Consider the following 26,646-nt stretch of genomic DNA (forward strand, 5'->3'; position numbering starts at 1 on the left):
GCGAAAGGATTCGTCCATGAAACGGCAAGCCTCTTCAAACACCCTCACGGTACGCTTGGCTGGCTTGGTCTATAGCACCTGCTGCTACCTGGTTTTCTTATTCACCTTGCTTTACATGATGGGCTTCATGGGGGCTGTGGTCGTACCCAAACACATCGACTCCGGCGCGCGCATCGACTGGGCGCTGGCACTCATGATCAATACGTCACTGATTATTGTGTTTGGCGTCCAGCACAGCGCCATGGCGCGTAAACGCTTCAAGCGCTGGCTGGCAGTCTTCGCCCCGGCAGCGGTGGAGCGCTCCACCTATGTGCTGCTCTCCAGCCTGATGCTCGCGCTGCTGTTCTGGCAGTGGCGGCCCATTACGCACACCGTTTGGGAAGTTGACGCCGCCTGGGCCAAGGCACTGCTGACCGGCCTGTTCTGGCTGGGCTGGGGCATCGTGGTGCTGGCGACCTGCTTGATCAGTCACTTCGAGTTGTTCGGACTGAAACAGGCCATTGATCGCTGGCGCAACGCCCCACCGTCAGGCCTGACATTCCGGACGCCGCTGCTCTACAAAGTCGTGCGTCATCCGCTGTACCTGGGCTTCCTGATCGCCTTTTGGGCAACGCCGCATATGACCGTGGGGCATCTGCTGTTTGCGCTGGGGATGTCGGCGTATCTCTTCATCGGCGCCCGTTTCGAAGAACGGGATTTGGTGGCGCTGTTTGGTGAGCGGTATCGGCGCTATCAGCGTGAGGTGGGCATGATCGTGCCACGCCTCAACAAACCCCGCCACTAACCCACTGTAGGAGCGAGCTTGCTCGCGAAGATCGTCAACGATAACGCGGGCAACCTGGATGACCGCAGGGCCTGGGCGTTTTTCGCGAGCAAGCTCGCTCCTACAGTGGGGTATGGTCTCGGACCTTTCCCACAGTTGTTTCAGGTTGTCGCTCGGAAGTTCACTGACTAACCTCTGGGCCGTCGCTGCCAATTCAGCGGCCGGATTTGACCGTCCGACTCCCAACTGCATCTGTGCCACATCGAATCAGGCGTTTTCTTTACGCCTGCTGTATCGTGTCGCGGCAGCTGTACGCGGGATACCTCCGGGTATGCCGGGCTCCTTGGGACCGGTCGGTCAACCCGCGTATAGCTGCCACCCTAATTCGTTTGACCGCGAACCGTGGCAGCTCCATATCCCTTGGAGTTTCACCATGATCAAAGACAGCCCCAACCCACCAGAACAACTCTTCAATGTGCGCCCCGGCCTAGGCACCGAAACCCTGCTGATCAACGCCTCCCAGGATCTAGCCTCCATCAGTGACATCGCTACTCATCTAGCCTTTGAGATCGACGGTACCCAACGCAACGTAGCGCTGGGCATCTGCCGCATGCTCGAAGGTGTGCAGTTGCTCGTAGACAAGGCGCTGGATGACACCCACCCAGCCACTTGACCTGATGCTCGCGCCGCGCCCTTACCCACTGTAGGAGCGAGCTTGCTCGCGAAGATCGTCAACGATGACGCGGGCAACCTGGATGACCGCAGAGCCTGGGCGTTTTTCGCGAGCAAGCTCGCTCCTACAGTGATCGATGGCACTGAAAAACCGCTATCGCAGGCAAGCCAGCTCCCACAAGAACGATCTCAAAACACCGACCACCCAATCCGCTCACTCAACAACTCCAACGCCTTCATCCCCGCCAGCGAGTTGCCCGCCGCGTTCAACTCCGGCGACCACACGCACACCGTAAACTGCCCCGGCACTACCGCGACGATCCCGCCGCCGACCCCGCTCTTGCCCGGCAGGCCCACGCGGTAGGCAAAATTGCCCGCCTCGTCATACAGCCCGCTGGTAGCCATGATCGAGTTCACTTGCTTGGTCTGGCGCGCCGTCAGCACCTGCTCGCCACTGTGGGCACTCACGCCTTCGTTGGCCAGAAAGCTGAACGCTCGGGCCAGGTCCAGGCAGCTCATCTGCAAGGCGCAATAGTTGAAGTAGCTGTGCAGCACCGCGTCCACATCGTTATGAAAGTTGCCGAACGACTTCATCAAGTAGGCCATGGCCGCATTGCGCGCACCATGCTGGGCTTCCGACTCGGCCACAACACTATTGACCAGGATTTGCGGGTTGCCCGACAGCCGCCGTACAAAGTCGCGCATCGACAGAATCGGCACGGCGAAGCGTGACTGGTTGATGTCGCAGATCACCAGCGCGCCAGCGTTGATAAAGGGGTTGCGCGGGCGGCCACGTTCGAATTCCAGCTGCACCATGGAGTTGAACGGCTGCCCCGAGGGCTCGTGGCCCAGGCGTTCCCAGATGGTTTCGCCACCATGGTCGATGGCCTGCACCAGGCTGAAGACCTTGGAAATGCTCTGCACCGAAAACAGCGTATCGGCATCACCGGCGCAGTAAGCCGCGCCGTCGTTGCCGTAGACCGCGATGCCGAGTTGGTGGGCGGGCACGTCGGCCAGCGCGGGAATGTAATCGGCAACTTTGCCGAGGCCGATCAAGGGGCGCACTTCGTCGAGGATCGACTCCAGCAGCGCCTGCATAGCTTGTCCTGTCATCTTTGTTTGAATCAGTGATAAACGAGGCGCGGAGGATACTTCAGTGGGCGCGCAACACCCACACAATCTCTACCACCCGCTCGGCAACCACCACGTAGATCAGGATCAATAACAGTTGCAACGCCAAGTGATAACGCAACTTGGCCAGCCGGCGAATGCCGTCGCTGACGTTCAACAACATCAGCAGCGTCGACAGCACAATCAAGCCCCACCCCGCGACGCTGGAAGCAAACAGACCGATCAGCAAATCGTGCGGCCCCACCAGCGCGTTGGTCCCCGCCGCAAACAACAGCGCGCAGACCAACAGGTTCTTGACGTTGTCAAAAATCTGCGTGCTCAGGTCGTTTTCCAGCAACGCCAGATACCGCGTCCATAAAGTGCGCATGCTTGATTACCGAGTGGGAAGGCTCGTCAATCAAGGTAGTTCAATTGTGGACGCTGTCGAGCTTTGGCCAGGCTTAGAAATGCGCCACATCCGACACTTCTGTGTCCAGCACGTCCTGGGCCAGCGCCCAGGCGCGGTCCTTGGATTCCACCACCAGCAGCGGGTAGCCCCAGGCCTTGCCGAACGTCACGGCGAAGGGCTTGAGAGCCAGGCGCTTGGCGGCGCTGGGCTCCACCTGGATCATGCCTTTGACGTAGGCGCGCAAGGCTGCTTTGTTTTTCTTCATCCAGATAGAGGCGCGCTTGCGCTCTTCGTGGGCGTGTTCGTGATTGTTTTCATCCACGGTTTTTTCGTGCAGCAGCAAGAAGGGCTGCTCACGGGCCAACAAATGTTCGAAGGTCAGTAAGGCATCTTCCGGCCCGCCGTCGTTAGGCGCGTCGAAAAAGATTTTCACCACGGGGAAAGTTGAACTGTCGAGTCGCATGGCAAAGCTCCTTGGATGAGATTGGCTCTCATCATAGAGCGCAGGTCGCTGGACAGCATTGCACAGAATAGCCAGAATGTTTCGCAATCCAGCCAAGGCAGTTCCCACCATGGTTCATCACCGCCTCGACCTGTACGACCCCTGCCGGGTTCGCGACGCCGCCGCCATCCCTCGCTCGATAGTGGCCGTGGGCGCCTCGAGTACCTCCGAGCGCTGGGAACATACCCCTCACCACCATCAACACGGGCAGTTGATCTACACCTTGCGCGGCGTGGTGCATTGTGTGATCGAGGCGGGTATCTGGATCGTGCCGCCGCAATGCGCGTTGTGGATTCCCGGCGGGGTGACCCACGCGGCCCGTGGCGCTGGCGAAGCGGACGTGTATTGCCTGTTGATCAACCCGGACGCCGCCCGCGCCCTGCCCCGGCAATGCTGCACACTGTCGGTGTCGCCATTGCTGCATGAGTTGATCGGCAAGGCGGTGAGTTTCCCGCAGCTCTACGACGAAGACGGCGCCCAGGGCCGGCTGGTGGCGACATTACTCGATGAGTTGGCCCAGGCCCCCATCGAAGCCCTGCATCTGCCGATGCCCCAAGACCCGCGCTTGCATCGGCTGGCCAACAGCCTATTGGCCAACCCCGGCGACAAATCCACCTTGGGCGAATGGGCCGTGCGCATCGGCATGAGCGAACGCAGCATGACCCGCCTGTTGCTGGAAGAGATCGGCCTGAGCTTCGGTCGCTGGCGCCGGCAGTTGCATGTAATCCTTTCACTGCAGCGCCTGGCCAACGGCGAAAGTGTGCAGAGCGTGGCGCTGGACCTGGGTTATGAAAATGCCAGCGGGTTTATCACCATGTTCCGCAAGGCCATGGGCCAACCGCCGGCGCGTTACCTGGCGGACCGAACGGGTGCGCCGAGCCAGGCAGCACAACCCAGCATTGCGATGCGCGAGGTTATTGACTAAATGCAATTTACTGATAAAGGAAGAGACTCATGATTTTTTATTTTAATAATTAGGTTAGAACCAATCGGCATTTTACAGCCGTGCCCGTGCCCTCTATTTTCCCCCTACGAACCGACCCCTTGCCCGGTGGAGGCTTGTTTACCCACCTCGACAAGGACCTGACCATGAGCATTGAATTCATTGGCTATATCGGCGGCCACCACGCCTCGGAAATCCACCCGCGCAGCGGCCCTACCCTGCAACCGGATTACGTCGAAACCGTGGCGCGCGCCCACGAAGCGGCGGGGTTCGACCGCGCACTGGTGGCATTCCATTCCAACAGCCCGGACAGCACGCTGATCGCGGCCCATGCCGCCAGCGTCACTACCCAGTTGCAGTTTCTGATCGCCCATCGCCCAGGTTTTGTCCAACCCACCTTGGCTGCACGCCAGTTCGCCACCCTGGATGTGTTCAACGGTGGTCGTACCGCCGTGCACATCATCACCGGTGGCGACGACCGCGAACTGCGCGCCGACGGTAGCCATATCGGCAAGGACGAACGCTACGCGCGCACCGATGAGTACTTGAGCGTCGTGCGTCAGGAATGGACCCGTGAGCAGCCGTTCGACTTCACCGGCACTTATTATCAGGTGGAAGGCGCCCACTCCACGGTGAAGTCGCCACAACAGCCGCATATCCCGCTGTATTTCGGCGGTTCTTCAGCGGCGGCGATTGCGGTGGCCGGCAAGCACGCGGATGTCTATGCGCTGTGGGGCGAAACCTATGAGCAGGTGCGCGAGGTGGTGACTCAGGTGCGCGCCGAAGCGGCCAGGCATGGGCGTACGATTCGCTTCAGTTTGTCGTTGCGACCGATCCTCGCCGCGACCGAAGAATTGGCGTGGCAGCGTGCCGAGCAAATCTTGCAACAAGCCACGGCATTGGCCGAAAAGGCTGGTTTTGTGCGCCGCGAACCGCCAAATGAAGGCTCGCGACGCTTGCTGGCGGCGGCGGCGCAAGGTTCACGGTTGGATAAACGCTTGTGGACCGCGATTGCCGGGTTGCTCGGAGCGCAAGGCAACTCCACAGCATTGGTGGGCACGCCGGAACAAGTCGCAGAGGCGCTGTTGGACTATTACGACCTGGGGATTACCACGTTCCTGATTCGTGGGTTTGACCCGCTCAATGATGCGATTGACTACGGCAAGATATTGATTCCCCTCACTCGTCAGCTGGTCGCCGAACGGGAACGGGCTCAACAAGTGGCTTGATAGTACAGAACAACGATGGTTCCCACGCGAGCGTGGGAACCATCCATAAGCGACTCAGTTCTTGTAGTCGGTATCGGTACGCTCAAGCTGGCGCACCAGCGCATTCCAATGCCGCGCCACGCCCGGTCCTTCGCCATTGCTGAATACCTTGGCTTGCTGTTCAACCTTTGTCACCACCTCTGCGGGTGGGAAGATCAACTCGGCATTCCCCGCTGCCTGTGCCGCAATCTGGATGTTGCAGGCCCGCTCCAGGCTTTGTAGTTGCTGGAAGGCATGCTCGACGCTGACGCCGCCCGTCAACAAGCCGTGGTTACGCAGGATCATCACACTCTTGTCGCCCAGATCCGCCACCAGCCGTTCACGCTCATCCAGGTCCAGGGCCACGCCCTCGTAGCCGTGGTAAGCCACACGACCCGAGAACGCGATAGAGTGCTGTGAGATCGGCAACAACCCCTGCTTCTGGGCCGACACCGCTATACCGTCGCGGGTGTGGGTGTGTAGCACCGCTTGCAAGTCATGGCGCGCGCCGTGGATGGCGCTATGGATCACATAGCCGGCGTAGTTGATGCCCAGGCCGGTGGGGTCATCGACGATAGTGCCGTCCAGATCCACTTTGACCAGGTTGGAGGCGCTGATTTCGTCGAACAACAGCCCAAAAGCATTGATCAGGAAATGCGCCTCGGGCCCTGGCACCCGGGCCGAGAAATGCGTGTAGATATGATCAGTCCACTTGTACAACGCCGCCAGTCGGTAGGCTGCGGCCAGCTTGACCCGCACCTCCCACTCTTGCGGTGTGACCCGCTGGCGCACATTGCTCAAGACACTGGAAATCGGCGTGACGCTGCTCATGGCAAATCTTCCTGGATGGCCTAAAGGGACTCCAAGCAAGACTAGGGGATGGTCATAAATAATAAAAAGCACATTTTAATCTAAGCTAATTATTATATTTATTTATAAAAAAGCAGCAGTGGCAGCTTTCAGGCCGCCACGGGAGCAAGCGCCCTCGCCACCGATCAACTCAGCAGGTTCAACGCCCGTTGTTGAGCTTCTCATTGATTGCATCCGTTTGCCGTTCAATGTCCTTGATCGAGGTCGGCGTCACGACTTTGTCGATGGTTTCGGTCTTGGGATTGGCTGGTTCAAGCGTCTGCCCTTTGGTGGCCTCGGCATTACCTTTTTGCGCGTCTTCAGAGCTGATGGGGTCGGGGGTTTTATCGGTAGTCTTATGAACGGTCATAGTGCAATCCTCCTGGCAATGGCGAGCCGCTGAGATGACGGCCCTGTGCAGCAGAACCCTGCGAATCCGGATTGGTTCAAGTCAATTGCCTCGCCTCACCACTGGGCAAAAAAGCGCAAAAAAATTTAAACCTTTTACCCACCTCTCGATTCAACAGTCAGGTAACGGCATCCCGCCATTTCCAAGGAGAGACACCATGAAAACTCGACTGATGAAACCGATGGGCCTTACCTTCATGCTGATTGCTGGCTCGATGTCCACCGCAATGGCGGCGACCTCCAACGACTTTGTCGACAACGCCGCACAGGGCGGCATCACCGAGGTGGAAGCGGGCAAGCTGGCCCTGGAAAAAAGCAGCTCGGCGGACGTAAAAACCTTCGCCGAGCATATGGTCACCGACCACACCAAAGCCAATCAGGAACTGATGGCCCTGGCGAAAAAACTCGATATCGAAGTACCCGATGACGCTGCGCTCACCGACAAGGCGAAAAAAGCCATCCTGGAAATGCGCGATGAATCCTTCGACAAGGCCTACGCCAACAACCAGGTGGTGGCCCATGAAAAAACCGTCGAACTGTTCAAGAAAGAAGCGGCCTCCTCGGACAATCCCGAGCTGAAAGCCTTCGCCACCAAGACCCTGCCCACCCTTGAAGCCCACCTGAAAATGGCCAAGGAACTGCAAACCAAATACGCCCATTAATCGATCCATGACCCCAGGAGACACTCGACCATGAGCTCGCAACTCAACGGCAAGCACATCCTCGTCATCACCTCCAACACCGGTATCGAGCGCGACGAACTGCTCAAGCCGCTGGAGACGCTGCGTGGCTACGGCGCGACCGTGACGCACGCCTCCAGCAAAGGGGGCACTACCCAGACATTTGTCGGCGACACGGAAAAAGACCAGACCGTGGAATCCGACGTGCAACTGTCGGATGTTGTCAGCGCCGACTTCGATGCGCTGGTCATCCCGGGCGGCACGGTCAATGCCGATACGCTGCGCCAGGATGCCGCCGCGTTGCGCTTGATCAATGAGTTCGTGCAGGCCGGCAAGACCATCGCGGCAATCTGTCACGGGCCATGGACCCTGATCGACGCTGGCGTGGTCAAGGGCAAAACCCTGACTGCCTATAAAAGCGTGCGCATCGACCTTGAAAACGCCGGCGCTGCCGGCGTGGTGGATGCCGAGGTTAAAGAGTGCCAGGCCAATGGCTGGACCTTGATCACCTCGCGCACGCCGGACGATCTACCGGCGTTCAATGAGGCGATTGCCAAGGCCGTCGGCGGCTGATCGGTTGACCGCAATGAAAACAGGCGCCCGATGGGCGCCTGTTTTTTATCACTCACCGCTTCAGCTTTTACGCTGCTGCGCCATCTCACGCTTGGGCCCGAACATTGCCCACGCAATCAACCCCAGCAGCGGCACGAACACCAGCACCACCACCCACAACCCCTTGGTCTCCCATCCGCCAGTGCTGCGCAAAACGATATTGATCGCCCAGAGTTCCAAGAGCAGCAGAACCACCGCCAATACGATCCAGATATATTCAATTTGCATGATTCACCTCCTGAAGTCTAAGCGTTAGGTCAAGCAGATGCCCCAAGGGTTCCATTAGAATTTTCCTGGCCACACTTTATGGCCGCCCGTTGCGCTGGAGCGTCAGCAACCCGTTGTGCGTTGTGCAATCTCAACCCGGCCCGACCATGCAAGCTGCACGACCTCCAAGCACACAGAAAAATACAACCAACTGATTTATAAGATAATTTTTAACAATAAAAGTTGGTACGCCTGATGCAACCTTCCTCACCACGAGGCGTGCACTTCGACACGCCCGCATCCCCCCCGTGAGGTTACCTATGAACGCCATCGACCTGCTCAAAGCCGACCATGAACGCGTCAAGACCCTGCTGACCCAGTTAAGCGAATCCACTGAACGCGGGGTAAAAAAGCGTACCGAGTTGTTGGCCAAACTCGAAATGGAGATCACCCTGCATACCCAACTCGAAGAAGAGATCCTCTACCCCGCGTTCAGAAAAGCCGGGGGCAAGGAACAGGACATCATGTACCACGAAGCCAAGGAAGAGCACCGCACCGTCGACTCGCTGGTACTGCCGGACTTGAAAAAAACCGACCCCTCGTCCACCGAGTTTTCCGGTCGCGTCAAAGTGGTCAAGGAGTTGCTTGAGCACCATATCGAAGAAGAAGAAACCGAGATGTTCCCTCAGGCCAAGAAACTGCTGGGTAAAGCGCTGCTCGAAGAGCTGGGGGCCGAGATGGAAGCGATGAAGGCCGCGCACAAAAAAGCCATGGCGAAAAAACCGCTGGCCGCGTAACGGCTACCTCCTCGCCGCAAGGTTCGCGCGACAGTGACCCACAGGCACTGTCGCGCTATCGATCTACACCGATGATTTCTCCTCGCTCACTCAGCGATCCGGCCGACCGAGCCGGCCTGGCGCCCCATGCTAGCGTGCCATGGCCCTCGGCAGTGGCCGCGGGCTTTCAGGAGATTCATCACAATGGACGCGCGTTCCCCCACCTATACCCACCTGTTCAAAGAGGACTGGCACCTGCTGTGTTCGGCCTCTTCCATGGCGGCAATCGACTCCCCGATCGCCTACCTGAAGGCGTTATACCTGTTTGCCCAAGCGCTGGAAAAAAGCGGTAAAGGCATACAGCCCAAGGTCACCCTCGACCAGCGTCGCCCCGAACTCAAGACACTGCCCCTGGACGAACGTAGCCTCAGCGCTGTGATTCCTCAACTCTCGATGATCAACGAAACCCTGTCGCGCCAGATCGACGCTCACCTCAAACAAACCCGCCGTGAATACCGCGGCCGTTCCCTTGATGAGGTGCTTGGCAAGCAACGGTTCCCCTTCGTGCTGCCGTTCGAACGTGCGCATCGCCAGTGCTGGCTCGGTTTGTCCGGCGGCAAGCTACAGCTGGGCGAACTCAGTTACCGCATCAGCCTCAAGCTGCCCACCAGCCAGCGTGCGCAAAACACTTACGGCGTGGTCAGGCACGAGGCCTATGAAGCGCAACGTTTGCTGTCCGGGCTGAGCCCTGCCCAGCAGGTGTTATTGACGGAGCCTTTGTTAATAAGAACGGGAGACGTACAGGCAGAAGATTTTTTTACCCAGCACTATGGTACCCAGGAGCAGCCCCTTGAGGAGTTGTCCCACTGGTTGCAGAAAACCGGACTCACCGCCGATCAGACCGAAGCGCTACTGGCCTGCGGCAAGTATGTGCCGGTGCTGTCGAGCAATGTTCTGGCAAGCGCCCTGCCAACGCCGCCGGCCAAGCTGCGCCTGCACAACGGTGCCGCGTACGTGAACGGGCCGATCACCGAGGCCGGCGCGACCCAGTCGTCCCTGTCGATCACTACACAGGACAAGGGTGGTGCGCGCCTGCTCAATACCTCATGGGAACGTTACCAGCGCCTGCACCGAATGATCCGCCTGCAACGCTGGACGCAATTGCCCTTCGACGCACTCGACGCCCTGTCGACGAGCGTGGTGCGGCGTGAACACGAGGGCGACCCGGCGCGGCCCGCCAACGACAATACCCTGCGCGCACTGGGCGTCTATCGCTATCTGGAACGCCGCTACAGCCTGTCATTGCAAGCCTTTGCCGCCGTGCTGGATGAGATACCGGTGTGGGCACCCGGTACTCGCCTGTCGCTGTACGACCAGCTGTTCAACCCCGGCCCGTTGCCTGGCCAGGCATTGACGCTGGACAGGCCGACCCTGGCCTTGAGGGAGGAAATCCCCACAACGCTCCGCCACCAGCTCTGCACCGGCCTGCACCTGAGCGACACCCCGGCCTCGTTGCACTGGCTGATCAAGCAGGCCCGCCTGCATCTGCCCGCTGCTTGCCCGACGCTTACATTTTATAGCGCGCTATATCGCCAAGCCCGGATCGCGCAGTTGTTCGGGCTGTCAGTGCTCGACAGCTACCATGTGGCGGCGCTGCTGGGCGGTAAGGATTACACCGGCCAACTGGTCAACCCGAGCCTGCGTCGCTCGGGCGTGAATGCACCCGCCGACCTGCTCGATGTGCTGATGCAAATGGACTGGCTGGTCACCTGGCTCAATGACACTGGGCAAACGGTTGATCAGCTTCGCCGTCAATTGCTCTTGGACGCCCAATCCCCGCCGCCCCCAGTGCAGGCGTACATCACGCAACTCGATGACATGGTCGAGCTGACCCGACATGGCCTGCTGGCGCAAGAAGACCTCGCTGACCTGTCATTGCCCCAGCCCGAGGCCGATACCAAGGCCGCGCCCATTGCCTGGCATGCCCTCATCGTACAAGGGCTGCTGCACAGCCAACCGCTGCTCAAGCCTGCGCCGCCCAAAGAGCTGCCCAATGGGCTGGTGCAGCTTATCGAAACCCACCCCCTGAGCCTGGACCCAGAACACAACGCGGTTCTGCACAACGACGCCAAACAAGCAGTGGCCAAGAAGCTGGGCGCGTTCTACCAACAAATGCAGCCGTTGAAAGAGAAAATCGACACGCTGCTCAGTGACCCGGTGCACCTTGCCGGCGACCCGGCAGCGCACCTGCAATGGCGCAAACTCGTGGTCCGCCAGATTGCCCGCACTGCCACTGCCGAATCCACTACGGAGCTGCACAAAAATGTGCTGCTGAGCCTGCCGGATGCCGAAGCGTCATTGGGGCTGGCGGTGAGCCGTGAGGCCCTGCAGGCGTTTGTGCTCCATCCGCACTGGCTGAGCCCGGACCACACACCGGCCTCGTTGCTCAAGCTGACGCTGAACACGCTGTACCTGCTGCAACGCTTTGCCCATTGCCTCAACACCTACGGGCTGGCACAGGACAGCGTGCTCGCCTACTTGCAGTGCGCCAATTCATCCTCCGATAAAGGCTCCACCTTGACTGACGATGGAGCATGCACCGCGCAACTGGCCGCGTTGCTGCAGTGGGATGTCGATGAAATCAACCTGCTCGTTGAATACCTGCCTGCCAAGCAGGTGAAGACCCTGGCCGACCTGGACTGGCTCCTGCGTTGCCATGAAGCCGTCAGGCTCACCGGGCTCTCTGCCAGGGCCTTGCTCAAGGCGACCGACTTGCATGCCACCTTGATGAATGAAGACTGGCAACACGTCGGCTCCGCATTGTTCGCCGCAGCGCCATAACCCCGTTGTATTTCGACCGGTTCAAGGAATGACCATGTCTGACACCCTCACGCAACACCTCAACGAACACCTGCGCGATGCGATGCTGGGGTTCTACCTCAATAGCGTACTGCCTGAAGACACGGCTGTAGCCGACACCGTCAAGACCGTCGACGATGTCTATGCCTACTGGCTGCTCGACCCTCAAGTCAGCCATACGGTACCCACCACCCGTATCGCCAGTGCAATTGCCAGCGTGCAGCAGTACATCAACGGCATTTACCTGGGCCTGGAGCCTGGCTACGACGGACAGGGCATGAGCGTTGACGAACAGACCGAGTGGCAGGACCAGTTGCAGTCCTATTCGCTGTGGCGTGCGCACCAGCAACTCCAGCACTACCCGGCAAGCTTTCTGAGCCCCACCTTGCGTCATGATAAAAGCGACAACTTCAGGCAACTGGAAAACCAGCTCAATCAATTTCGTATCGAGCCTGCACCGCTGCACACCGCCGTCCACGGTTACTTAAGCGGCTTCGAAACGCTCGCCAACATCAAGACCCTCAATGGCTATATAGACGGTGATAAAGACAGCTTCGCCAGCAGTACTTATTACTTCACCGGCAAGTCCAGCTCGGAAAACACCTATTACTGGCGCACGCTGAAGATGGCCTCGGGCGACGCGGCCACCCCGGCAGCCTGGTCCGGTTGGCAAATGCTGCCGCTGTCGATTGACGATAACGTCCCCGAGCAGACGATTCGTCCGGTGGTGTTCAATGGGCGCCTCTTCGTGGTGTGGGCTCAATGCATCAACCCCACATCGTCGTCGAGAGATATCACCCCGATTGGACGAGGCGATGTCGAATCGGAGAAGGAATACCAGCAACGGCTGGAAACCCGGATAAAGACGACCTATCTACAGTTGCGCTTGTACTTTTCCTATAAAAAACTGGATGACAGTTGGAGCGTGCCGCAGGCCTGCATTCAGGAATACAGCCTGGCACAGGGCCTGGACGAATTGAGCTCGGAAGACCTGATGAGCGCCACGGCGTCCATCGCCGTACTCGATTCAAAAAGCCAACCGCCGTCACTGTTCCTGGGCCTGAGCGCACAGCCGAACCATCAAACGGCTTCCTCGCACAACGGCCTGCATCGGCATTTCTTTCAAGCGGTGCGGCTGGATCAACACTTCAACGTTCATTGGCTTGAAACCCTGGGCAGCACGCGGCGGATGTTCTCCTGGCATAAAGAGTCGGAACTGGCCGGGCGCTACCTGGCCCTGTTCGGGCACCACAACAGGGCCAGATTTCAGTTCAGGGCGCCCGAAACGGTCCAGGTCAAAGTCGATACCCTGGACAACCAAACGCCCCATCACACCACCAATGGCTGGAATTACGAAGACCATCAGCAGCATATCCGCAGTCTTTCGGCTGAAAGCGATATCCGGTTCGACCGCACGACGTCAGTGCTGGAGGTCACCACCCGCCTGGAAAAACGCTTCGAGCCGCACCGCACTGTCAGGTTCAGCAAGGCAGATGCACTGGTCAATTTGACCATCACACTCAGCACCAGCGGGCCTGCCCAAAACGCGACGCTGGCTTTAGGCCCCACCGCTGAAATATTTCTGGAGGGCGCCAAGCTGGCAACCTTCTCCAACGTGCGTATCGACTTGACCCTCAAGTGCAATGAGACCGGGGTCAGCTATGCCCACTTCATAAAAAATGCAGCGAATCAGCCGGCGACCTTTACCCTGCCGCAGATTGGAAAAGATGAAGAAAACCCGAAAAGCACGACATTCAATCTGCGCGACAAACGCATCAGCGAGGAAGCCTTCGACTATTTTTTCAACACCCCGGACGCGACCTACACCGCTACCCTGTCGTTCTACAACCACCAGGCGGAGTCCAACAGCCACGCCTACGATCTGTTGCTAGACAAGGTCCAGGTTCAACAGAAACAACGCCTGTACAAACCCGTATTGATGTATCCGAAGCAGGGACAAAGCGCCTTACCAGAAAGCCCCCACCGCAATAACACGGTACTCGTCGGCCTGGCAGACGCCTCCCGGCGCACCCTGCGCGACACCTTCACCGAACTGTCCGAGACGCACACACTTGAAGCGCAGATAGAACTCTCCCCCAAGACCTTGCACCCCTACCACGAGGATCTCACTAGCACGACGGTTTCCTCATTGACGCTGATTCACGGCGTATTGCTGCTGGAGAGCGATGTGCACTACCCCGACCCCATCATCCTGGGCTACGCGTTGAAAACCGCGACCTTCACCCTGCCGCCCAATAACAGCACCCCGATCATTCCACTGGCTCCGTTTATCCGGCGACTCGCTACCCCGCCCTATGGCACGGCAGAGTTCATCGACTTCAACGGGTCCACCATCGAGTCTCTTGATAAGCCTGAAAACAAACGAGCGCCCATACGCACCAACACCTGCGTGGCGGGGCTCCTGGCAAAAACCGCTGGCGCAGGTTTGCAGCAGCTGTTCGCCTTGGCGCCGGATGCCTGGCGCGAGCCGCCATTGCCGGACGAAAAAGACACCAGCTCACTGGACTTCCAGGGCCCTTATGGCGTGTATTACTGGGAGTTGTTTCTCTACCTGCCCTGGCTGTTGGCGCAACGCCTGAACCAGGAACAGCAATACGCCGAGGCCGAAACGTGGATACGCTACGTGTTCGATCCCGTCCACCCATCTGACGTTTGGCGCCTGCCCGCGCTGCTTGCCAGTACGCCACAAGGGCACCGCGCCTCTTCCTTGTCCCATCCATTGGCGAAAAGCAGTGCAGTACATTTTCGCCAGGCGCTGTATCTGTTGTACGTCGACATTCTGCTCAATCGCGGGGATGCGGCCTACCGGCAACTGACCCGTGACAGCCTGGCCGAAGCCAAATTGTGGTACATCCGCGCCAAGGGTTTGCTCGGGCCAAGACCGCCACTCAACCCGGTAGATCCTTGGGCAACCACGACCCTGGACAAACTGCAAAACCCTTCCACCCTCGACAGCAAGGCAGTGCCTGCGAACACCTCGCGGCTGTGTCGGTCCCTGAGCCCAGACTTGCTGCTGCGTTGGGACAAAATCGAATCTCGCCTGCACAACCTGCGCCATCATCTGGACCTGACCGGCAAGCCCTTGAGCCTGCCGCTGTACACCGCCACGCTGTCGCCGCAAACGCTGCTCGCTGCCTACCAGCAAGGATCTGCCGGCGTCAGCCTGCGTCCGTCGCTGCGCACCGCTCAGGCCGCGCACTATCGCTTCCAGGTACTGCTGGGGCACGCGTTGCAGGCAGTCGACAACCTTATCCAATTGGGGACGACCTTGTTGTCATTGTTCGAACGCAAGGAGCAGGCCCAGTACCTGGAAACCCAGCAACAGCAAGCCTGGGACTTGGCCAGGCTGGCCGTCGAGCAACAGGCCCAGGCCGTGCAGTTCGATGCGAGGAACAAAGAGGCGCTGTTGGCAGGGCGCAGCATTGTCCAAGCGCGGGTAGCCTTCTTTGAACAGCAACTCAAACGTGGCATCAGCCCGGCCGAAGCGCAGGCCACCCAGGAGTACCAGGACAGTGCGCGCTGGGACACCGCCGCCGCCGTGGCACAAGCCGGCGCGGGCCTGGCCATGCTGATACCGAACATTTTCGGCACCTCCAACGGCGGCGTGCGCTACGAGGGCGCTTTTCACGCGCTGCACGCGGCGTCCCAAGGCATTGCCAATGAAAAACGCGCCAACGCAGCCCACCTGGACCGCGCCGACCTGTTCGCCCGGCGCGCCACCGAGTGGGCCCATACGCTGGAGCAGGCACGCCTTGAACTGGCCCAGGTCGACGCCCAACTGCAGGCTTACACCGAGCAGGAAGCCCATACCCGCTTGCAACTGGGCCTGGCCCAGGCCAGCTTCACCCAAGCACGAACCCTGTACGACCAGCTCGGCAAACGCTTCACCAACGCCCAGTTGTATCAATGGCTCAACGGCCAGTTGTCGACCTTCTACTACCAGGCCTATGACTCGACGCTGTCACTGTGCCTGGCGGCCGAAGCCTGCTGGCAGGAAGAGCGCGCGCAGTGGGACAAGCACTTCATTCAAACCCAGCCCTGGACCCATCAATACCGAGGTTTGAGTGCCGGCGAAGCGCTCAAGCACAACCTGCTGAGCATGAGCAGCGCCTACCTCACCCACAACGAACGTTTGCTGGAGATCACTAAAACCGTGTCGTTGCGCCATCTGCACAGCAAAGACCCTGTGGCGACGCGCGACAAGCCCTGGGCCACGCTTAAAGCTGACCTGGTGAAAACTGGCACCTTGACCTTTGAACTGACCCTCAAGCTGTTCGACGACGATTACCCCGGCCACTATCTGCGGCGCGTCAAGCACCTCAGCGTGTCCCTGCCTGCCACGTTGGGGCCTTATGAAGATATCAAGGCCATCCTCACCCAGACCACCAACACCACGCACCTCACCCCTGCGGCCAAACACACCGAAGCTGCGGTAAAAAAAGACCTGCGCGCCAAGCAGCAAATCGCCCTGTCCAGCGGGCTCAACGACAGCGGATTGTTCACCTTGAACTTCGACAGTGACGAGCGTTACCTGCCGTTCGAATACACCGGGGCCATCTCCGCCTGGCAACTGACCTTTCCCAACCACACCCGGCAAAACGCCCTGCTCGAATCCCTCACCGATATCATCGTGCACCTGCGCTACACCGCTAAAAACACCGGAGGTCAACGATGAGCGTGCAGCCGCCCGACCTCCTGGAACCGAAGATTCCTGCGCTGCCCAAGGGCGGTGGCGCCATCCAGGGCCCCAGCGCGCAATGGGGCGCCGTGGGCACACGGGGCGAAGCGTGCCTGGAGGTGCCCTTGCCGGTTTCGCCGGGCCGTGGCTTCACGCCTGCATTGAGCCTGGGTTATCGCAGTTCCCAGGGCAACGGGCCCTTCGGACTCGGCTGGGCGGTGTCGGCAGGCGCCATCAGCCGTGATACCCGCAAGGGCGTACCGGCCTACGGTGATGACGACCGTTTCACCAGCCCCCAAGGTATCGACATGATCCCTGAGCGTGATGCCGACGGCGCAATTCGGGCCACAACCTGGGACCACTATAACGGCCTGGCCCTGGATGAACCCCACCGGGTGGTGCGCTATTTTCCGGTGATAGAAGCGCACTTCGACCGTATCGAGCATTGGTCCACCCCCAGCGACAAGGCCGGATTCTGGCTGGTTCAGGGTGCGGACGGCTGCGTGCACCTGTTCGGCAAGACGCAGATCGCGCGCTGTGCGGACCCGAACAACAGCCCACGTGTAGCCCAATGGCTGTTGCAGGAAAGCTTCAACCCGCTGGGTGAGCAGATCTATTACCACTACAAACGCGACGACCAGCCGCCAAGCGCCGCCAGGGACTATCGCGCCCAGCGTTATCTGGCGCGGGTGTGCTATGGCAACCTCAAGCCCCTTGAGCACCTGGCGCTGTGGCGCGCGGACGCCCTCGCTGACAAGCAATGGCACTTCGAACTGCTGCTGGATTATGGCGAACGCCACACTGGCCTGAGCCAAGTGCCGACCTATGCCGAACAACACGCCTGGCCGGTCCGCAACGACCCGATCAGCAGTTATGCCTATGGCTTTGAGCTCGGCACCCGGCGGCTGTGCCAACAAGTGCTGATGTTTCATTACTTCCCCGACGAGCCGAGCCTGGGCGCCGAGCCGGTGCTGACGCGGCGCATGTTGCTGGAGTACACCGATCGCCACGCCATCGGCAGTTGCCTGTTCGCCGTGCACAACCAGGCCTATGACGCCCAAGGCACCGCCAGTGCCTGGCCGCCCTTGGAACTGGCCTACAGCGTCTTCGGGCCGACACTGGAAACCGCGCACTACCAAACGTTCGACGCCATGGCGGGCATCAACGACGGGCAGCATTACCAGCTGGTCGACCTGTACCGCGACGGCTTGCCGGGCATCCTGCACCGCACCGATAAAAGCTGGTACTACCGCGAGCCGCTGAGGGCCCCCGGCCCAGCTGACAGCAATGCGCTGGCGTATGGGCCCTGGCAGGCGTTGCCACGCATTCCCCTCGCTGATAGCACCCAGGCCACGCGCCAGGCGCTGGCGGATCTTAACGGCGATGGGCATCTGGAATGGGTGGTGGCGCAACCGGGGCTGAGCGGCTTTTTCAGCCTCGACTCGCAGCGGCAATGGTCGGGGTTTGTGCCTTTTGCGGCGATGCCCCAGGAGTTTTTCCACCCCCACGGGCAACTGGCCGACCTGATGGGCAGCGGCAGGCTGGACCTGGCCCTGATCGGCAGCCGCAGCGTGCGCCTGTATGCGCAGCGCCAGGACGGAGGCTTTGATCCTGGCCAGGACGTGCGCCATGGGCCCGACGATGACGGGCTACCAACCCTCAGCCATACGCCGACAGAGCTGATCGCTTTTTGCGACCCGCTCGGCAGCGGTCAACAACACCTGGTACGCATTCGCCATAACGAACTCAAGTGCTGGCCCAACCTCGGGCGTGGTCGCTTCGGCAAGGGGTTTGTATTCGCCCCACTGGCGTTCGACCCTGCCACCTTCGATGCCGCCAACATTCGCCTCGCCGACCTGGATGGATCAGGCGCCGTGGACCTGATTTACCTGGCACCCGACCACTTACAGGTCTACATGAACCGCGCCGGCAACGGGTTGACATCGGCACCGATGACGCTGCGCTGGCCCGAGGGGATGCGCCATGACGCTACGTGCCAGGTCAGCTTCGCCGACCTTCAAGGCCTGGGCTGTTCCAGTCTGATCCTGAGTGTGCCGCACATCCGACCGCAGCATTGGCGCTATGACTTTGTCAGCGTCAAACCGTATCTGTTAACAGCCACCCTGAACAACATGGGAGCGGCCACCCAATTGCGCTACCGCAGCAGCGCCCAGGAATGGCTCGATGAGAAACACCACTGGCAGACACTGGGAATGGCCCAGGACAGTAGCCTTGCGTTCCCCCTGCCAGTGGTCAAACGGCAACGGCAAAAGGACCTGGTCAGTGGCAACCACTCGACCCAATACTTTTGTTACCGCGAAGCCAGCTATGACCGTGACGAGCGCCAGTTCATCGGCTTCGGCCTGGTGCTGCAAACCGCTCAGCCACCTAATACCCACGCACCGTCAGGCGTGTTGACCAAGCGCTGGTTCAACACGCTGGCCCCACCGCGCGAAGCGTTTTACGCGGCTGACCCGCAGGCCCCCACGCTCGGCCCGTCCCTGCTGAGCCAACTGGAAGCCGGCCACACACGCGACACGCTGATCGCCACACCCGGTGCCTCGACCTTGCGCGCCATGCAGCGTGCGCTGGCGGGTAGCCTACTGCGCGAAGAGGTGTATGCCGCCGCCGATGTGCCGCAGCAGGCAGTGCCATACTCAGTGCAGCAACAGCGCTATCTGGTGCGCCAAGTGAAGCCTTCGCCCAAGGCCGGCGAGCCGGCCGTTCTGCTGCCGTTGCTGGTGGAATCGATGACCTGTCGTTACGAGCGCCAAAAGGATGACCCTTGCTGCCAGCACACCCTGAATCTGCGCTGGGACCGCTACGCGAGTAATTTGCAGCAAGTGGTGGTCGATTATGCCCGCCGCAAGACTGCCGGCGACTCTGCGCCAGCGGCGCTGGCCCACGAGCAGCAGTGGTGGCGCGACGCGCACGACCCGGCGCAGCAGGCTTATTACCTGAGCGAAACCTGCGCCGAGTTCATCCACTTGGATGCCGCGCAGCGCTGGCGCTTGCGGCTGCCCTACCAGCAACGCAATAACGCGCTGGTGCTGAGCAAAGAGGCGTTATCGGGTAGCACCATCAGCTATGAGCACTTTGTCGCCGAGGGCTCGTCCAACCCGCTGGGGCCGGATGCCCAACGCCAACTGGGCGGGCTGTGGAGGCAGCATTATTGCCTGGCCGAACACACTGCCCCCTTACCGCCCGGAACCGCGAACTTTCAGGCCCTGCTCGCTTACGTCGAAACAGCCGAACTCGATCAACAGGCCCTGGATGTGTATCAGGACAGCGCTATCACTGCCACGCTGACCGAACAGCACTATCGGCCCCTGACCGCGTTCCTGTCGCCCGCCGCTGGGCGTGACGAGGCCATCACCCTGTGGTCGCTCGGCCAGGGTTACACCCGGTATGGCCAAGCCGACACCTTCTACCGGCCTCGTCGTCATCAGGCGAGTCTGAGCCACGGGTTCACGCACACTGAATACGATGCCTATGGGCTGCACGTTATCAAGGTGCAATCGGCCGACGGCTGCTCGACCCAGGCACAGTACGACTATCGTTTGGGCTTGCCGGTGCTGGTGACCGATGCGCAGCGTACCCAGCGGTATGCACACTACGATGCCCACGGGCATTTGCTGGCGACCGGCCTCAAGGGCGAAGAGCAGAGCAAACCTGTCGGCCATGACACTCGCCAGTCCTTCACCCGCGCGCTCGACTACGGGCCGACGCAGGCGCTGGCCGATCCGCAGACAGCCTTGCTCAACGCCCAGAGTGCGTGCGTCTACGATGTGTTCAGTTGGATGGGACAAATCCCGTCCGCCAGTCTCCAGGCAGCCTGGGTCAGCAGCGCTTACCTGCTGCCCAGCGGGCATATTCGCGCCTCGGCCTGGGTGCGGCTCAACAGCCTGACCGACCCGCAGGCCCATCATCAAACCCTCAAACGCCTGATTCGGGCGACCAGGCAAGTGCCCGTGCATGCCGTGGTGCTGCATGCCGACCGCTGGCAAGGAACCTCGCAGGACCGGCAGACCCATGTCGCCCTGGCCTTCAACGACGGTTTTGGCCGAGTGCGGCAAACCCAGGAAAAAGCTGCGCCGGGACCAGCCTTTCAGGTCGAAGACAGCGGTCTATTGCGCGCAGGCGCCGAGCAAACAGACTCAGCGAACCGTTGGCGGATCAGTGGCCGGGTGGAGTACGACAACCAGGGTGGCCTGGCGCGGACCTGGCGACCTTACTTCGCCGACCGTGCCGGCTATATCGACGATGCGGCCTTCAATACCGCGCGCCCCAGCGAGCAACACTTTTATGACGCCTTGGGACGCCCGGTGCGCGTGCTCACTGCCAATGGCGACACACGGCGTCAGACTTACTGGGCCTGGTACAGCATCGCTGAGGACGAGAACGACACTCGCGCGCCAACCTGACAACAGAGCCGGGCCGTTACACAGCCCGAGCTCCTGCGACTGACGTTGCGCGCATTAACGGCGGTGAGGGTTCATCACCCTGACCGCCCGATAATTGAGCCCGCTGGTGTGCTGGATCATCACTCGATAGGCGCCACGACCGCGCTGCCCGCGATAGCCCGGCAAGTCAAAACTACGGACATTCTGCCCGCCCGCCATGGCATGCCCGGTATGAAAGTCCAGGGTGCGGGCTTCCAGGCGGTTGATCACGTTCCTGAGAATCCCACCGCCAGGGCCGCGTAATTCATTGAGAACAGACTCAACGTCAATCACCAGCCGCTCAGGCTCCAGCCCGGAGGAAGGTCCTGGGCTTACCGGTTGCGCGGCGGGCTCCTCAGAAGCGGAGCCTCGGCGGCCCACGCTCGTGACCCTGGTTTGCGGTTGTACTTCGGTGTGGGTCAGCCCAGCCGCTGGAAGCGGGCTGGCGCCCACCTTGCGTGCCGGGGCGCGAAGCTCCATGCCTAAAAAACCCAATCTGGCCAAGGTAAAATGGGGATTGTTTTCCGTGTGGGAGGCTATGTCGGCCCTGTCCTTGTGCTTGGTTGGGCCAATGTAGCCATATAGCCCGCCACGTGCGCCTGGGGTCAACCCATAAGCGAGACTTTCAGTGTCAGGAGTAGACAGCCGGTGTTGCAGATAAAAGTCCGCCAGCTCAGCGACTTCCTCTTCACTGGCGCCATGTACGCCCCCCAGAGTCTGTGCATACTCCTGGGAGGCTTGCTGATAAAACGCTTTGCGTCGAGCACGCAGGCTGACTTGCTCTCTGTACTGACGATAGCCAAGCGCCGTCACGCCCAGAATGCCCAGCGCAAAACCCAGGACAGCCAACTGAACGCGCTGGCGTGCGTCCATCTGCGCCGCATACCCTGCCAACACCAGCGTAACGATAAGAGTGGCAATATCGATGATGGGATGCCGCTGCAAGCCGTCGTCGTCTAAATAACCCATGGGGTTGTTTCCCACCATCGCATACAGGTTCAACCCATCCACATCCCCTGCCGGGTCTGCGCTGATCCACCGTAACAACCACGGTGCGTAGTACCTGAAACCGTAGTAATACAACCCACTGGCGTCGCGCTCCTTGCCCGAATAACGCCGGGTTTTGTAGCCCGCTTCCAATGCATTTTTTGCTGCCCACCAGGCTGTTGCGCCGAACGGGTAATAATTCTCCTGACTCAAAAGAGCGGCTTTCTCGTCCAACTCCAGGGTACTGCTGCCCAAATGGTCGTCGAGGCTGAAGCGCAGTTGCTCATCCGGCATTGCCTCGGGACGCTGCCGTTCCCACTGTAACCCTCTGACCGAATGGCGCCCACCCTGAGCGAGCAACACATTCAACCACTCGCCATCCGGCCCGTGGCGATGCAGCTCCAGCCCTGGCAGATAAAGCACTTCATGGGTGTGAGTCTGCGTCTTGCCATGTGCCACGCGACGCTTGATGACTCGCTGGCCGGCGCCGTCGTACAGATACACTTCATCGTCATGTTCGCCATTGTCACGCAGCACCTGCGCGACGCGGACCAACTGGTTGCGCCCATTCCAGGTCAACGCCTGCCCAGGCGTCAAAGCCATAAGATTGCCGCCCTGGTCAAAGCCATCGCCCAGGCCCGGCGCCTTTGCGCCCTCGCGGGCCATCACGCTGTGATTACTGTGTTCGCCCACCTGCATCCGTTGGGTATAACCGCTGCCGATGCTGGGCACATGGCGCATCTGCGTCAGGTTAGCAGCCGAGTCGTAGGCATAATGGCGTGTGTAGTTGCCCCAGAGGTTGTCGTCTGTGGCGCCGAACGTGACTCGCCCCGGCAATGCGAATGTGCCGGTATTGCGCGCGTTTTCACGGCCGGTGGCTTTGATCAAGCGCGACAGGCTGTCGTACTCGAATGTGCTTACTGCCTCCACCTGCGCGTTGCTGGCCCAGCGGGTCGGCTGCGCCGCATCGCGGATGCGCAACACATTGCCGACCCGGTCGTAGCTGTAGAAGAGGTCTTGTAGTCGCTTGCCTGCCGAATCCTTGAGGTGGGCGCTCAAGCGTGTCAAACGTCCATCAGTGTCCGAATACTCGGCAACGCTGAGCACGCCATTACCCAAGCGTTCGCTCAACACCTGGCCCGAGGCGTTGACGCTGCGTTGATCCACCAGGGTCTTGCGCGCTCCGCTTTTGAACAGGATCTCGCTTTTCGTCAACTGGCCGTCGACACCGTATTGAGATTGCTGGCGATTGCCGCGCGCGTCGACCTGCTCCAGGCGTTGCCCCAGCGCATCGTGCTGCCAGGTGGTGATGAAGGTTTCGGCTTGCAACTGCGCATCCCGCTCACTCACGGGCAGCGGCCAATCGGGCGTGGTGTGCGACTTGCACAGGCGCCGGGTTTGCTCGGTGAGGTTGCCTTGCACGTCGTAGCGCTCAACGAGCAACGTGCCTGCCGAGTCATCGTGACGAATCAGGCGCCCACAGCGATTGCGCGCCGCCTCCGTGGACGTCATGCCCGCGTAACTCATGCGCTCGACACAGCGTTCAGACGCCGCCGCCTCCGCGCGCTCGAATACCGCGACGGGGCGCAGCAACGGGTCGTATTCGAACCGCTGGCGCGTGCCTCGACTGTCCCACTGTTGCACGACCTGGCCGCCACTGCCGAGCAAGCGCGTCCGACGGCCCGCATCCACGCTGTCGGTGCTCAGCACTTGCCCGCCCAAGCTATAACGATGAGACAGATTGGGCGGCACGTCGGGATCGGCAGCGTGCAACTCAAACAGCCTGGGGTCCCACTGTTGCTGCAACAGGCCGCGAGCGTCGAACACCTGCCGCGTGACCTGCGCGCTGGGTGATTGCTGCGCGGTATTGCGATGGTACGCCACGCTGCGCACGGTCAACCCTCGCGGGTCGACCACCGTCAGCGTGGGCGTGTTGTGATGCAAAGAAGACATAAGCTGATGACCTGAAAAACCAAAGAAGCCTAGAGCCTAGTCATCAGCTCGATGCCAGCCTGCGGGCCGCGCACGCTGCGCCGTGTGCGGCGCTTCCGAGGGTGTCGTGAGGCTTACCGGGCGCGGTGCATCAGGGCACCGGCCGCCAGCCGCCGAACGCGCCTTGCGCATCCAAGGGGCACCAGGCGAAATCCCATGCGGGTACCGGCAATGCTTGCTGCTGTGCGGCTATCGAAACGCTGCCTTTGCAATCGAACAGCGTCGAATCCCCCCAGCTCAGGACGATGCCCGCCGCCGCGCTGTCGTCCGTCAGCACCCAACGCGCAGCCGCGGCGGCCATGAAGGCTTCGATCGGTTCCTCATCGATCTGCGTGCGATACGCCGAACTCAGTAACCAGCGGCATACGTTCAGATGGTAGGTCCAGTCCAGCGGCGGTTGGTTGTGATAGGCCCAGGTCATGAAGGCGCGAAACAGGTTCAAGCCCTCCGGTGGGTCGAGCCTGAGCAGCGCCGGGCAGATGTCGAACAAGGTATGCCAGTGAGGCAGCAGGCGTGCATCCAGGTGCACGAAACAGCGCGAATTGCTCGGGTAGTCAGGCAGCGCCGGCTGCGCACGCAGGCGCCGCGACGCCTTGCTGACCAGGCGGCTGGCGCCGGCAGGCAATTGAGGGTTCATAAAACGTACTCACCATCGTGACGAGAGAATGCCTCCTGGTGACAGGAAGCCCAAGGCACACGTCAGGATGCGGGAGAAGCGCGAGGGTTGGCCGAAGGCCAGGAATAACGCGGAGGCGCTTTGTTGCGCCGCTCATGGGCGACACGTGGGGTTTGCGTAAGACCGAGCAGCCAGGCCAGGCCGATGAGGAACACGAGGGCGACGGTAACCGCGTTACACACCGGGCAGGCAAAGTAGTTCGAGATGTTGCTGAAAGACGGGTTCGCCAACCCTTTGTCGGAAATGGGCGACTGGCCGCCGTCCACCGAACAGAACAGCCCGCCGATGCCGTTGAGCTGCTGGCCCATCATCTGGCCATGCCCCAAACCGCAGGCGAACAGGTTCATCAGCACGCAGAAGTACAGGGCCCAGGCGATCAGTGAGCGGTCAGAGTGGCGCAATTTCATGGCGGCGACTCTACCACCGAAGCCACAAAAGGACGAAATGGGCCACACCCCTGTGGCAGAACGTCGCAGATTACGCGCACGGGCCAGGGTTGTTAGACTCTGCACCCTTCTCGTTACTCCTTTTCAAAGCCTGGTGGGGCAGCTCTACTGCCTTGCAGGCGTTTCACAGGATGCACAGTTGATGAGTACGTTATTCACCCGCCGCAAAGTGCTGACCGGCATGGGCCTGTTGGGCCTGGGCAGCCTGCTGGGCGGCTGTGACTACAGCCCCAAGCTGAACTTCAAGTACGGCAAGGACCTCAGTGACAAGATCATGGGTCGCACCTTCAAGCTCAAGAACACCGACGGCGAAACCGTCACCTTGAGCTCGTACCGCGGCCTCATGCCGGTGGTGTTCTTCGGCTTCACCCAGTGCCCGGCGGTCTGCCCGACCGCCCTGGCCCGCGCCGCCCAAGCCAAGAAACTGATGGGCCGCGATGGCAAGATCATGCAGGTGGTGTTTATCACCCTGGACCCCGAGCGCGACACTCCCGAGATTCTCAACAATTACGTCAAGGCCTTCGACCCCAGTTTCGAAGCGCTCTACGGCACCCCGGAAGAAATCGCCGTGGCCGCCAAGGAGTTCGGGATCTTTTATGAAAAGATCCCCGCCGGCGACACCTACACCCTCTCCCACACCGCCACCAGTTTCGTGTTCGACACCCGTGGCAACCTGCGCCTTGGCTTGCAGGCATCCCTTACCGCTCAAGAGTGCGCAGAAGACCTGCTCACCGTCATGGAGGTCTGCTAATGACTGCCGTTCAACACCTCAAGCGTCTCACCCTCGGCCTCACCCTGCTGGGCCTCGCCGCACACGCCAGCGCCCAAGTACAAGTGACCGACGCCTGGGTTCGCGCCTCCGTACCGGGTCAGCCATCCAGCGGTGCCTTCATGACCCTCACCGCCGACAGCGACAGCAAACTGCTGAGCGTCGCTTCGCCAGTGGCCAAGGACGTGCAGATTCATGAGATGAGCATGAAGGACGACGTGATGCGCATGGGCCCGGTGGATGCGGTGGCCCTGCCAGCAGGAAAAGCCGTCAAGCTCGACCCGAACGGCTACCACGTGATGCTGATGGGCCTGACCGCCCAGATCAAGGAAGGCGACGAGGTGCCGCTGACCCTGACGGTGCAAGATACCAAGGGTGAAAAGCAGGCTGTCGAAGTGAAGGCAACGGCGCGTGGCTTGGATGGCATGGACCATAGCAAGATGGACCATAGCAAGATGCATTGAGTAGGCCGCTTTTTCTCCCACGTCACCACGATGCGAAGCGAGCCGCTCTTGCTCTTGATCTGCTTGTGATCTTGATCTTAGGCGCCCCGTTAAACCACGCTGGCCGAACGCAGGCTTGAATTCGTGGGTAACCC

21 protein-coding genes and 1 pseudogene are annotated in these 26,646 nt (G+C 60.5%); 13 read left to right on the plus strand and 9 right to left on the minus strand.

Annotated features, from left to right (window positions below):
• The first annotated feature begins 16 nt into the window (after positions 1-16).
• The 3 genes and pseudogenes from mddA to E1K68_RS27785 all read left to right on the plus strand — a co-directional run.
• Positions 17-784, plus strand: a complete 768-nt coding sequence (gene mddA / locus E1K68_RS11885) for a methanethiol S-methyltransferase (RefSeq protein WP_212614137.1) — start codon at positions 17-19, stop codon at positions 782-784.
• Positions 785-1,196: 412 nt separating this feature from the next.
• The gene (locus E1K68_RS11890; protein ID WP_098951248.1) at positions 1,197-1,436 is read left to right on the plus strand and encodes a DUF6124 family protein; all 240 of its coding nucleotides are present in this window, start codon (positions 1,197-1,199) and stop codon (positions 1,434-1,436) included.
• A gap of 42 nt (positions 1,437-1,478) precedes the next feature.
• Positions 1,479-1,568, plus strand: a pseudogene (locus E1K68_RS27785) (outer membrane lipoprotein carrier protein LolA); the annotation flags it as partial.
• A gap of 56 nt (positions 1,569-1,624) precedes the next feature.
• Here E1K68_RS27785 and glsB read toward each other — a convergent pair.
• The 3 genes from glsB to E1K68_RS11905 form a co-directional block, all read right to left on the minus strand.
• Entirely contained in the window at positions 1,625-2,533 is a 909-nt protein-coding gene (gene glsB / locus E1K68_RS11895) for a glutaminase B (RefSeq protein ID WP_003191719.1), read from the minus strand.
• Positions 2,534-2,588: 55 nt separating this feature from the next.
• Positions 2,589-2,933: a hypothetical protein gene (locus E1K68_RS11900; RefSeq protein ID WP_003191720.1), complete on the minus strand. Its 345-nt coding sequence runs from the start codon at positions 2,931-2,933 to the stop codon at positions 2,589-2,591.
• Between the two features lie 73 nt (positions 2,934-3,006).
• Positions 3,007-3,417, minus strand: a complete 411-nt coding sequence (locus tag E1K68_RS11905; protein WP_003191721.1) for a hypothetical protein — start codon at positions 3,415-3,417, stop codon at positions 3,007-3,009.
• A gap of 109 nt (positions 3,418-3,526) precedes the next feature.
• Between E1K68_RS11905 and E1K68_RS11910 the strand changes: the two genes are divergently transcribed.
• Both E1K68_RS11910 and E1K68_RS11915 read left to right on the plus strand, forming a co-directional pair.
• Positions 3,527-4,381, plus strand: coding sequence for a helix-turn-helix transcriptional regulator (locus E1K68_RS11910; RefSeq protein ID WP_094775195.1), 855 nt, complete (start codon positions 3,527-3,529; stop codon positions 4,379-4,381).
• 164 nt (positions 4,382-4,545) lie between these two features.
• Positions 4,546-5,628: an LLM class flavin-dependent oxidoreductase gene (locus tag E1K68_RS11915; protein ID WP_032900700.1), complete on the plus strand. Its 1,083-nt coding sequence runs from the start codon at positions 4,546-4,548 to the stop codon at positions 5,626-5,628.
• A gap of 54 nt (positions 5,629-5,682) precedes the next feature.
• Here E1K68_RS11915 and E1K68_RS11920 read toward each other — a convergent pair whose 3' ends face one another.
• Together E1K68_RS11920 and E1K68_RS11925 are read right to left on the minus strand one after the other, a co-directional pair.
• Positions 5,683-6,477 (minus strand): class II aldolase/adducin family protein, encoded by a 795-nt coding sequence (locus tag E1K68_RS11920; RefSeq protein ID WP_003191724.1) that lies wholly within the window; start codon positions 6,475-6,477, stop codon positions 5,683-5,685.
• Positions 6,478-6,655: 178 nt separating this feature from the next.
• Positions 6,656-6,865 carry a hypothetical protein gene (locus E1K68_RS11925; protein ID WP_003191725.1) on the minus strand — a complete coding sequence of 70 codons (210 nt, stop codon included), beginning with the start codon at positions 6,863-6,865 and terminating at the stop codon, positions 6,656-6,658.
• 196 nt (positions 6,866-7,061) lie between these two features.
• Here E1K68_RS11925 and E1K68_RS11930 point away from each other — a divergent pair, with 196 nt between their 5' ends.
• Positions 7,062-7,565 carry a DUF4142 domain-containing protein gene (locus E1K68_RS11930; protein ID WP_034135757.1) on the plus strand — a complete coding sequence of 168 codons (504 nt, stop codon included), beginning with the start codon at positions 7,062-7,064 and terminating at the stop codon, positions 7,563-7,565.
• A gap of 30 nt (positions 7,566-7,595) precedes the next feature.
• Positions 7,596-8,156, plus strand: coding sequence for a type 1 glutamine amidotransferase domain-containing protein (locus tag E1K68_RS11935; protein ID WP_003191729.1), 561 nt, complete (start codon positions 7,596-7,598; stop codon positions 8,154-8,156).
• Positions 8,157-8,216: 60 nt separating this feature from the next.
• On the opposite strand, the gene E1K68_RS11940 is transcribed toward E1K68_RS11935, so the two are convergent.
• Positions 8,217-8,423: a hypothetical protein gene (locus E1K68_RS11940; RefSeq protein ID WP_003191730.1), complete on the minus strand. Its 207-nt coding sequence runs from the start codon at positions 8,421-8,423 to the stop codon at positions 8,217-8,219.
• Positions 8,424-8,722: 299 nt separating this feature from the next.
• Here E1K68_RS11940 and E1K68_RS11945 point away from each other — a divergent pair, with 299 nt between their 5' ends.
• From E1K68_RS11945 to E1K68_RS11960, 4 genes are all read left to right on the plus strand, one after another.
• Positions 8,723-9,199 (plus strand): hemerythrin domain-containing protein, encoded by a 477-nt coding sequence (locus E1K68_RS11945; RefSeq protein ID WP_003191732.1) that lies wholly within the window; start codon positions 8,723-8,725, stop codon positions 9,197-9,199.
• Between the two features lie 183 nt (positions 9,200-9,382).
• Positions 9,383-12,019, plus strand: coding sequence for a Tc toxin subunit A (locus tag E1K68_RS11950; RefSeq protein WP_212614138.1), 2,637 nt, complete (start codon positions 9,383-9,385; stop codon positions 12,017-12,019).
• 34 nt (positions 12,020-12,053) lie between these two features.
• The gene (locus E1K68_RS11955; RefSeq protein ID WP_212614139.1) at positions 12,054-16,733 is read left to right on the plus strand and encodes a neuraminidase-like domain-containing protein; all 4,680 of its coding nucleotides are present in this window, start codon (positions 12,054-12,056) and stop codon (positions 16,731-16,733) included.
• Positions 16,730-21,160 (plus strand): SpvB/TcaC N-terminal domain-containing protein, encoded by a 4,431-nt coding sequence (locus tag E1K68_RS11960; RefSeq protein ID WP_212614140.1) that lies wholly within the window; start codon positions 16,730-16,732, stop codon positions 21,158-21,160. Before E1K68_RS11955 ends, E1K68_RS11960 begins: the two co-directional genes overlap by 4 nt.
• Positions 21,161-21,214: 54 nt before the next feature.
• On the opposite strand, the gene E1K68_RS11965 is transcribed toward E1K68_RS11960, so the two are convergent.
• The 3 genes from E1K68_RS11965 to E1K68_RS11975 form a co-directional block, all read right to left on the minus strand.
• Positions 21,215-24,118, minus strand: coding sequence for an RHS repeat protein (locus E1K68_RS11965; protein ID WP_212614141.1), 2,904 nt, complete (start codon positions 24,116-24,118; stop codon positions 21,215-21,217).
• A 130-nt stretch (positions 24,119-24,248) separates the two neighbouring features.
• Positions 24,249-24,794, minus strand: coding sequence for a putative natural product biosynthesis protein (locus E1K68_RS11970; protein ID WP_212614142.1), 546 nt, complete (start codon positions 24,792-24,794; stop codon positions 24,249-24,251).
• A gap of 62 nt (positions 24,795-24,856) precedes the next feature.
• On the minus strand, positions 24,857-25,240 hold the full coding sequence (locus E1K68_RS11975) for a DUF2946 domain-containing protein (protein ID WP_212614143.1): 384 nt from the start codon (positions 25,238-25,240) through the stop codon (positions 24,857-24,859).
• A 181-nt stretch (positions 25,241-25,421) separates the two neighbouring features.
• On the opposite strand from E1K68_RS11975, the gene E1K68_RS11980 reads away from it, so the two are divergent.
• Complete coding sequence (locus E1K68_RS11980) at positions 25,422-26,030, plus strand: SCO family protein (protein ID WP_003191741.1); 609 nt, start codon at positions 25,422-25,424, stop codon at positions 26,028-26,030.
• Entirely contained in the window at positions 26,030-26,512 is a 483-nt protein-coding gene (locus E1K68_RS11985) for a copper chaperone PCu(A)C (protein ID WP_003191742.1), read from the plus strand. Before E1K68_RS11980 ends, E1K68_RS11985 begins: the two co-directional genes overlap by 1 nt.
• Positions 26,513-26,646: the final 134 nt, after the last annotated feature.

The organism is Pseudomonas sp. B2021 (genome assembly GCF_018135665.1).
GTDB lineage: Bacteria > Pseudomonadota > Gammaproteobacteria > Pseudomonadales > Pseudomonadaceae > Aquipseudomonas > Aquipseudomonas lactis.

Excerpts from the sequence above, each read along its gene's own strand:
- glsB (WP_003191719.1), bottom strand. The coding sequence starts at position 2,533 with ATGCAGGCGCTGCTGGAGTCGATCCTCGACGAAGTGCGCCCCTTGATC.
- E1K68_RS11940 (WP_003191730.1), bottom strand. The coding sequence starts at position 8,423 with ATGCAAATTGAATATATCTGGATCGTATTGGCGGTGGTTCTGCTGCTC.
- E1K68_RS11975 (WP_212614143.1), bottom strand. The coding sequence starts at position 25,240 with ATGAAATTGCGCCACTCTGACCGCTCACTGATCGCCTGGGCCCTGTAC.
- E1K68_RS11960 (WP_212614140.1), top strand. The coding sequence starts at position 16,730 with ATGAGCGTGCAGCCGCCCGACCTCCTGGAACCGAAGATTCCTGCGCTG.
- E1K68_RS11935 (WP_003191729.1), top strand. The coding sequence starts at position 7,596 with ATGAGCTCGCAACTCAACGGCAAGCACATCCTCGTCATCACCTCCAAC.
- E1K68_RS11930 (WP_034135757.1), top strand. The coding sequence starts at position 7,062 with ATGAAAACTCGACTGATGAAACCGATGGGCCTTACCTTCATGCTGATT.
- E1K68_RS11950 (WP_212614138.1), top strand. The coding sequence starts at position 9,383 with ATGGACGCGCGTTCCCCCACCTATACCCACCTGTTCAAAGAGGACTGG.
- E1K68_RS11970 (WP_212614142.1), bottom strand. The coding sequence starts at position 24,794 with ATGAACCCTCAATTGCCTGCCGGCGCCAGCCGCCTGGTCAGCAAGGCG.
- E1K68_RS11890 (WP_098951248.1), top strand. The coding sequence starts at position 1,197 with ATGATCAAAGACAGCCCCAACCCACCAGAACAACTCTTCAATGTGCGC.
- E1K68_RS11965 (WP_212614141.1), bottom strand. The coding sequence starts at position 24,118 with ATGTCTTCTTTGCATCACAACACGCCCACGCTGACGGTGGTCGACCCG.
- mddA (WP_212614137.1), top strand. The coding sequence starts at position 17 with ATGAAACGGCAAGCCTCTTCAAACACCCTCACGGTACGCTTGGCTGGC.
- E1K68_RS11955 (WP_212614139.1), top strand. The coding sequence starts at position 12,054 with ATGTCTGACACCCTCACGCAACACCTCAACGAACACCTGCGCGATGCG.
- E1K68_RS11900 (WP_003191720.1), bottom strand. The coding sequence starts at position 2,933 with ATGCGCACTTTATGGACGCGGTATCTGGCGTTGCTGGAAAACGACCTG.
- E1K68_RS11905 (WP_003191721.1), bottom strand. The coding sequence starts at position 3,417 with ATGCGACTCGACAGTTCAACTTTCCCCGTGGTGAAAATCTTTTTCGAC.
- E1K68_RS11985 (WP_003191742.1), top strand. The coding sequence starts at position 26,030 with ATGACTGCCGTTCAACACCTCAAGCGTCTCACCCTCGGCCTCACCCTG.
- E1K68_RS11920 (WP_003191724.1), bottom strand. The coding sequence starts at position 6,477 with ATGAGCAGCGTCACGCCGATTTCCAGTGTCTTGAGCAATGTGCGCCAG.
- E1K68_RS11910 (WP_094775195.1), top strand. The coding sequence starts at position 3,527 with ATGGTTCATCACCGCCTCGACCTGTACGACCCCTGCCGGGTTCGCGAC.
- E1K68_RS11980 (WP_003191741.1), top strand. The coding sequence starts at position 25,422 with ATGAGTACGTTATTCACCCGCCGCAAAGTGCTGACCGGCATGGGCCTG.
- E1K68_RS11925 (WP_003191725.1), bottom strand. The coding sequence starts at position 6,865 with ATGACCGTTCATAAGACTACCGATAAAACCCCCGACCCCATCAGCTCT.
- E1K68_RS11915 (WP_032900700.1), top strand. The coding sequence starts at position 4,546 with ATGAGCATTGAATTCATTGGCTATATCGGCGGCCACCACGCCTCGGAA.
- E1K68_RS11945 (WP_003191732.1), top strand. The coding sequence starts at position 8,723 with ATGAACGCCATCGACCTGCTCAAAGCCGACCATGAACGCGTCAAGACC.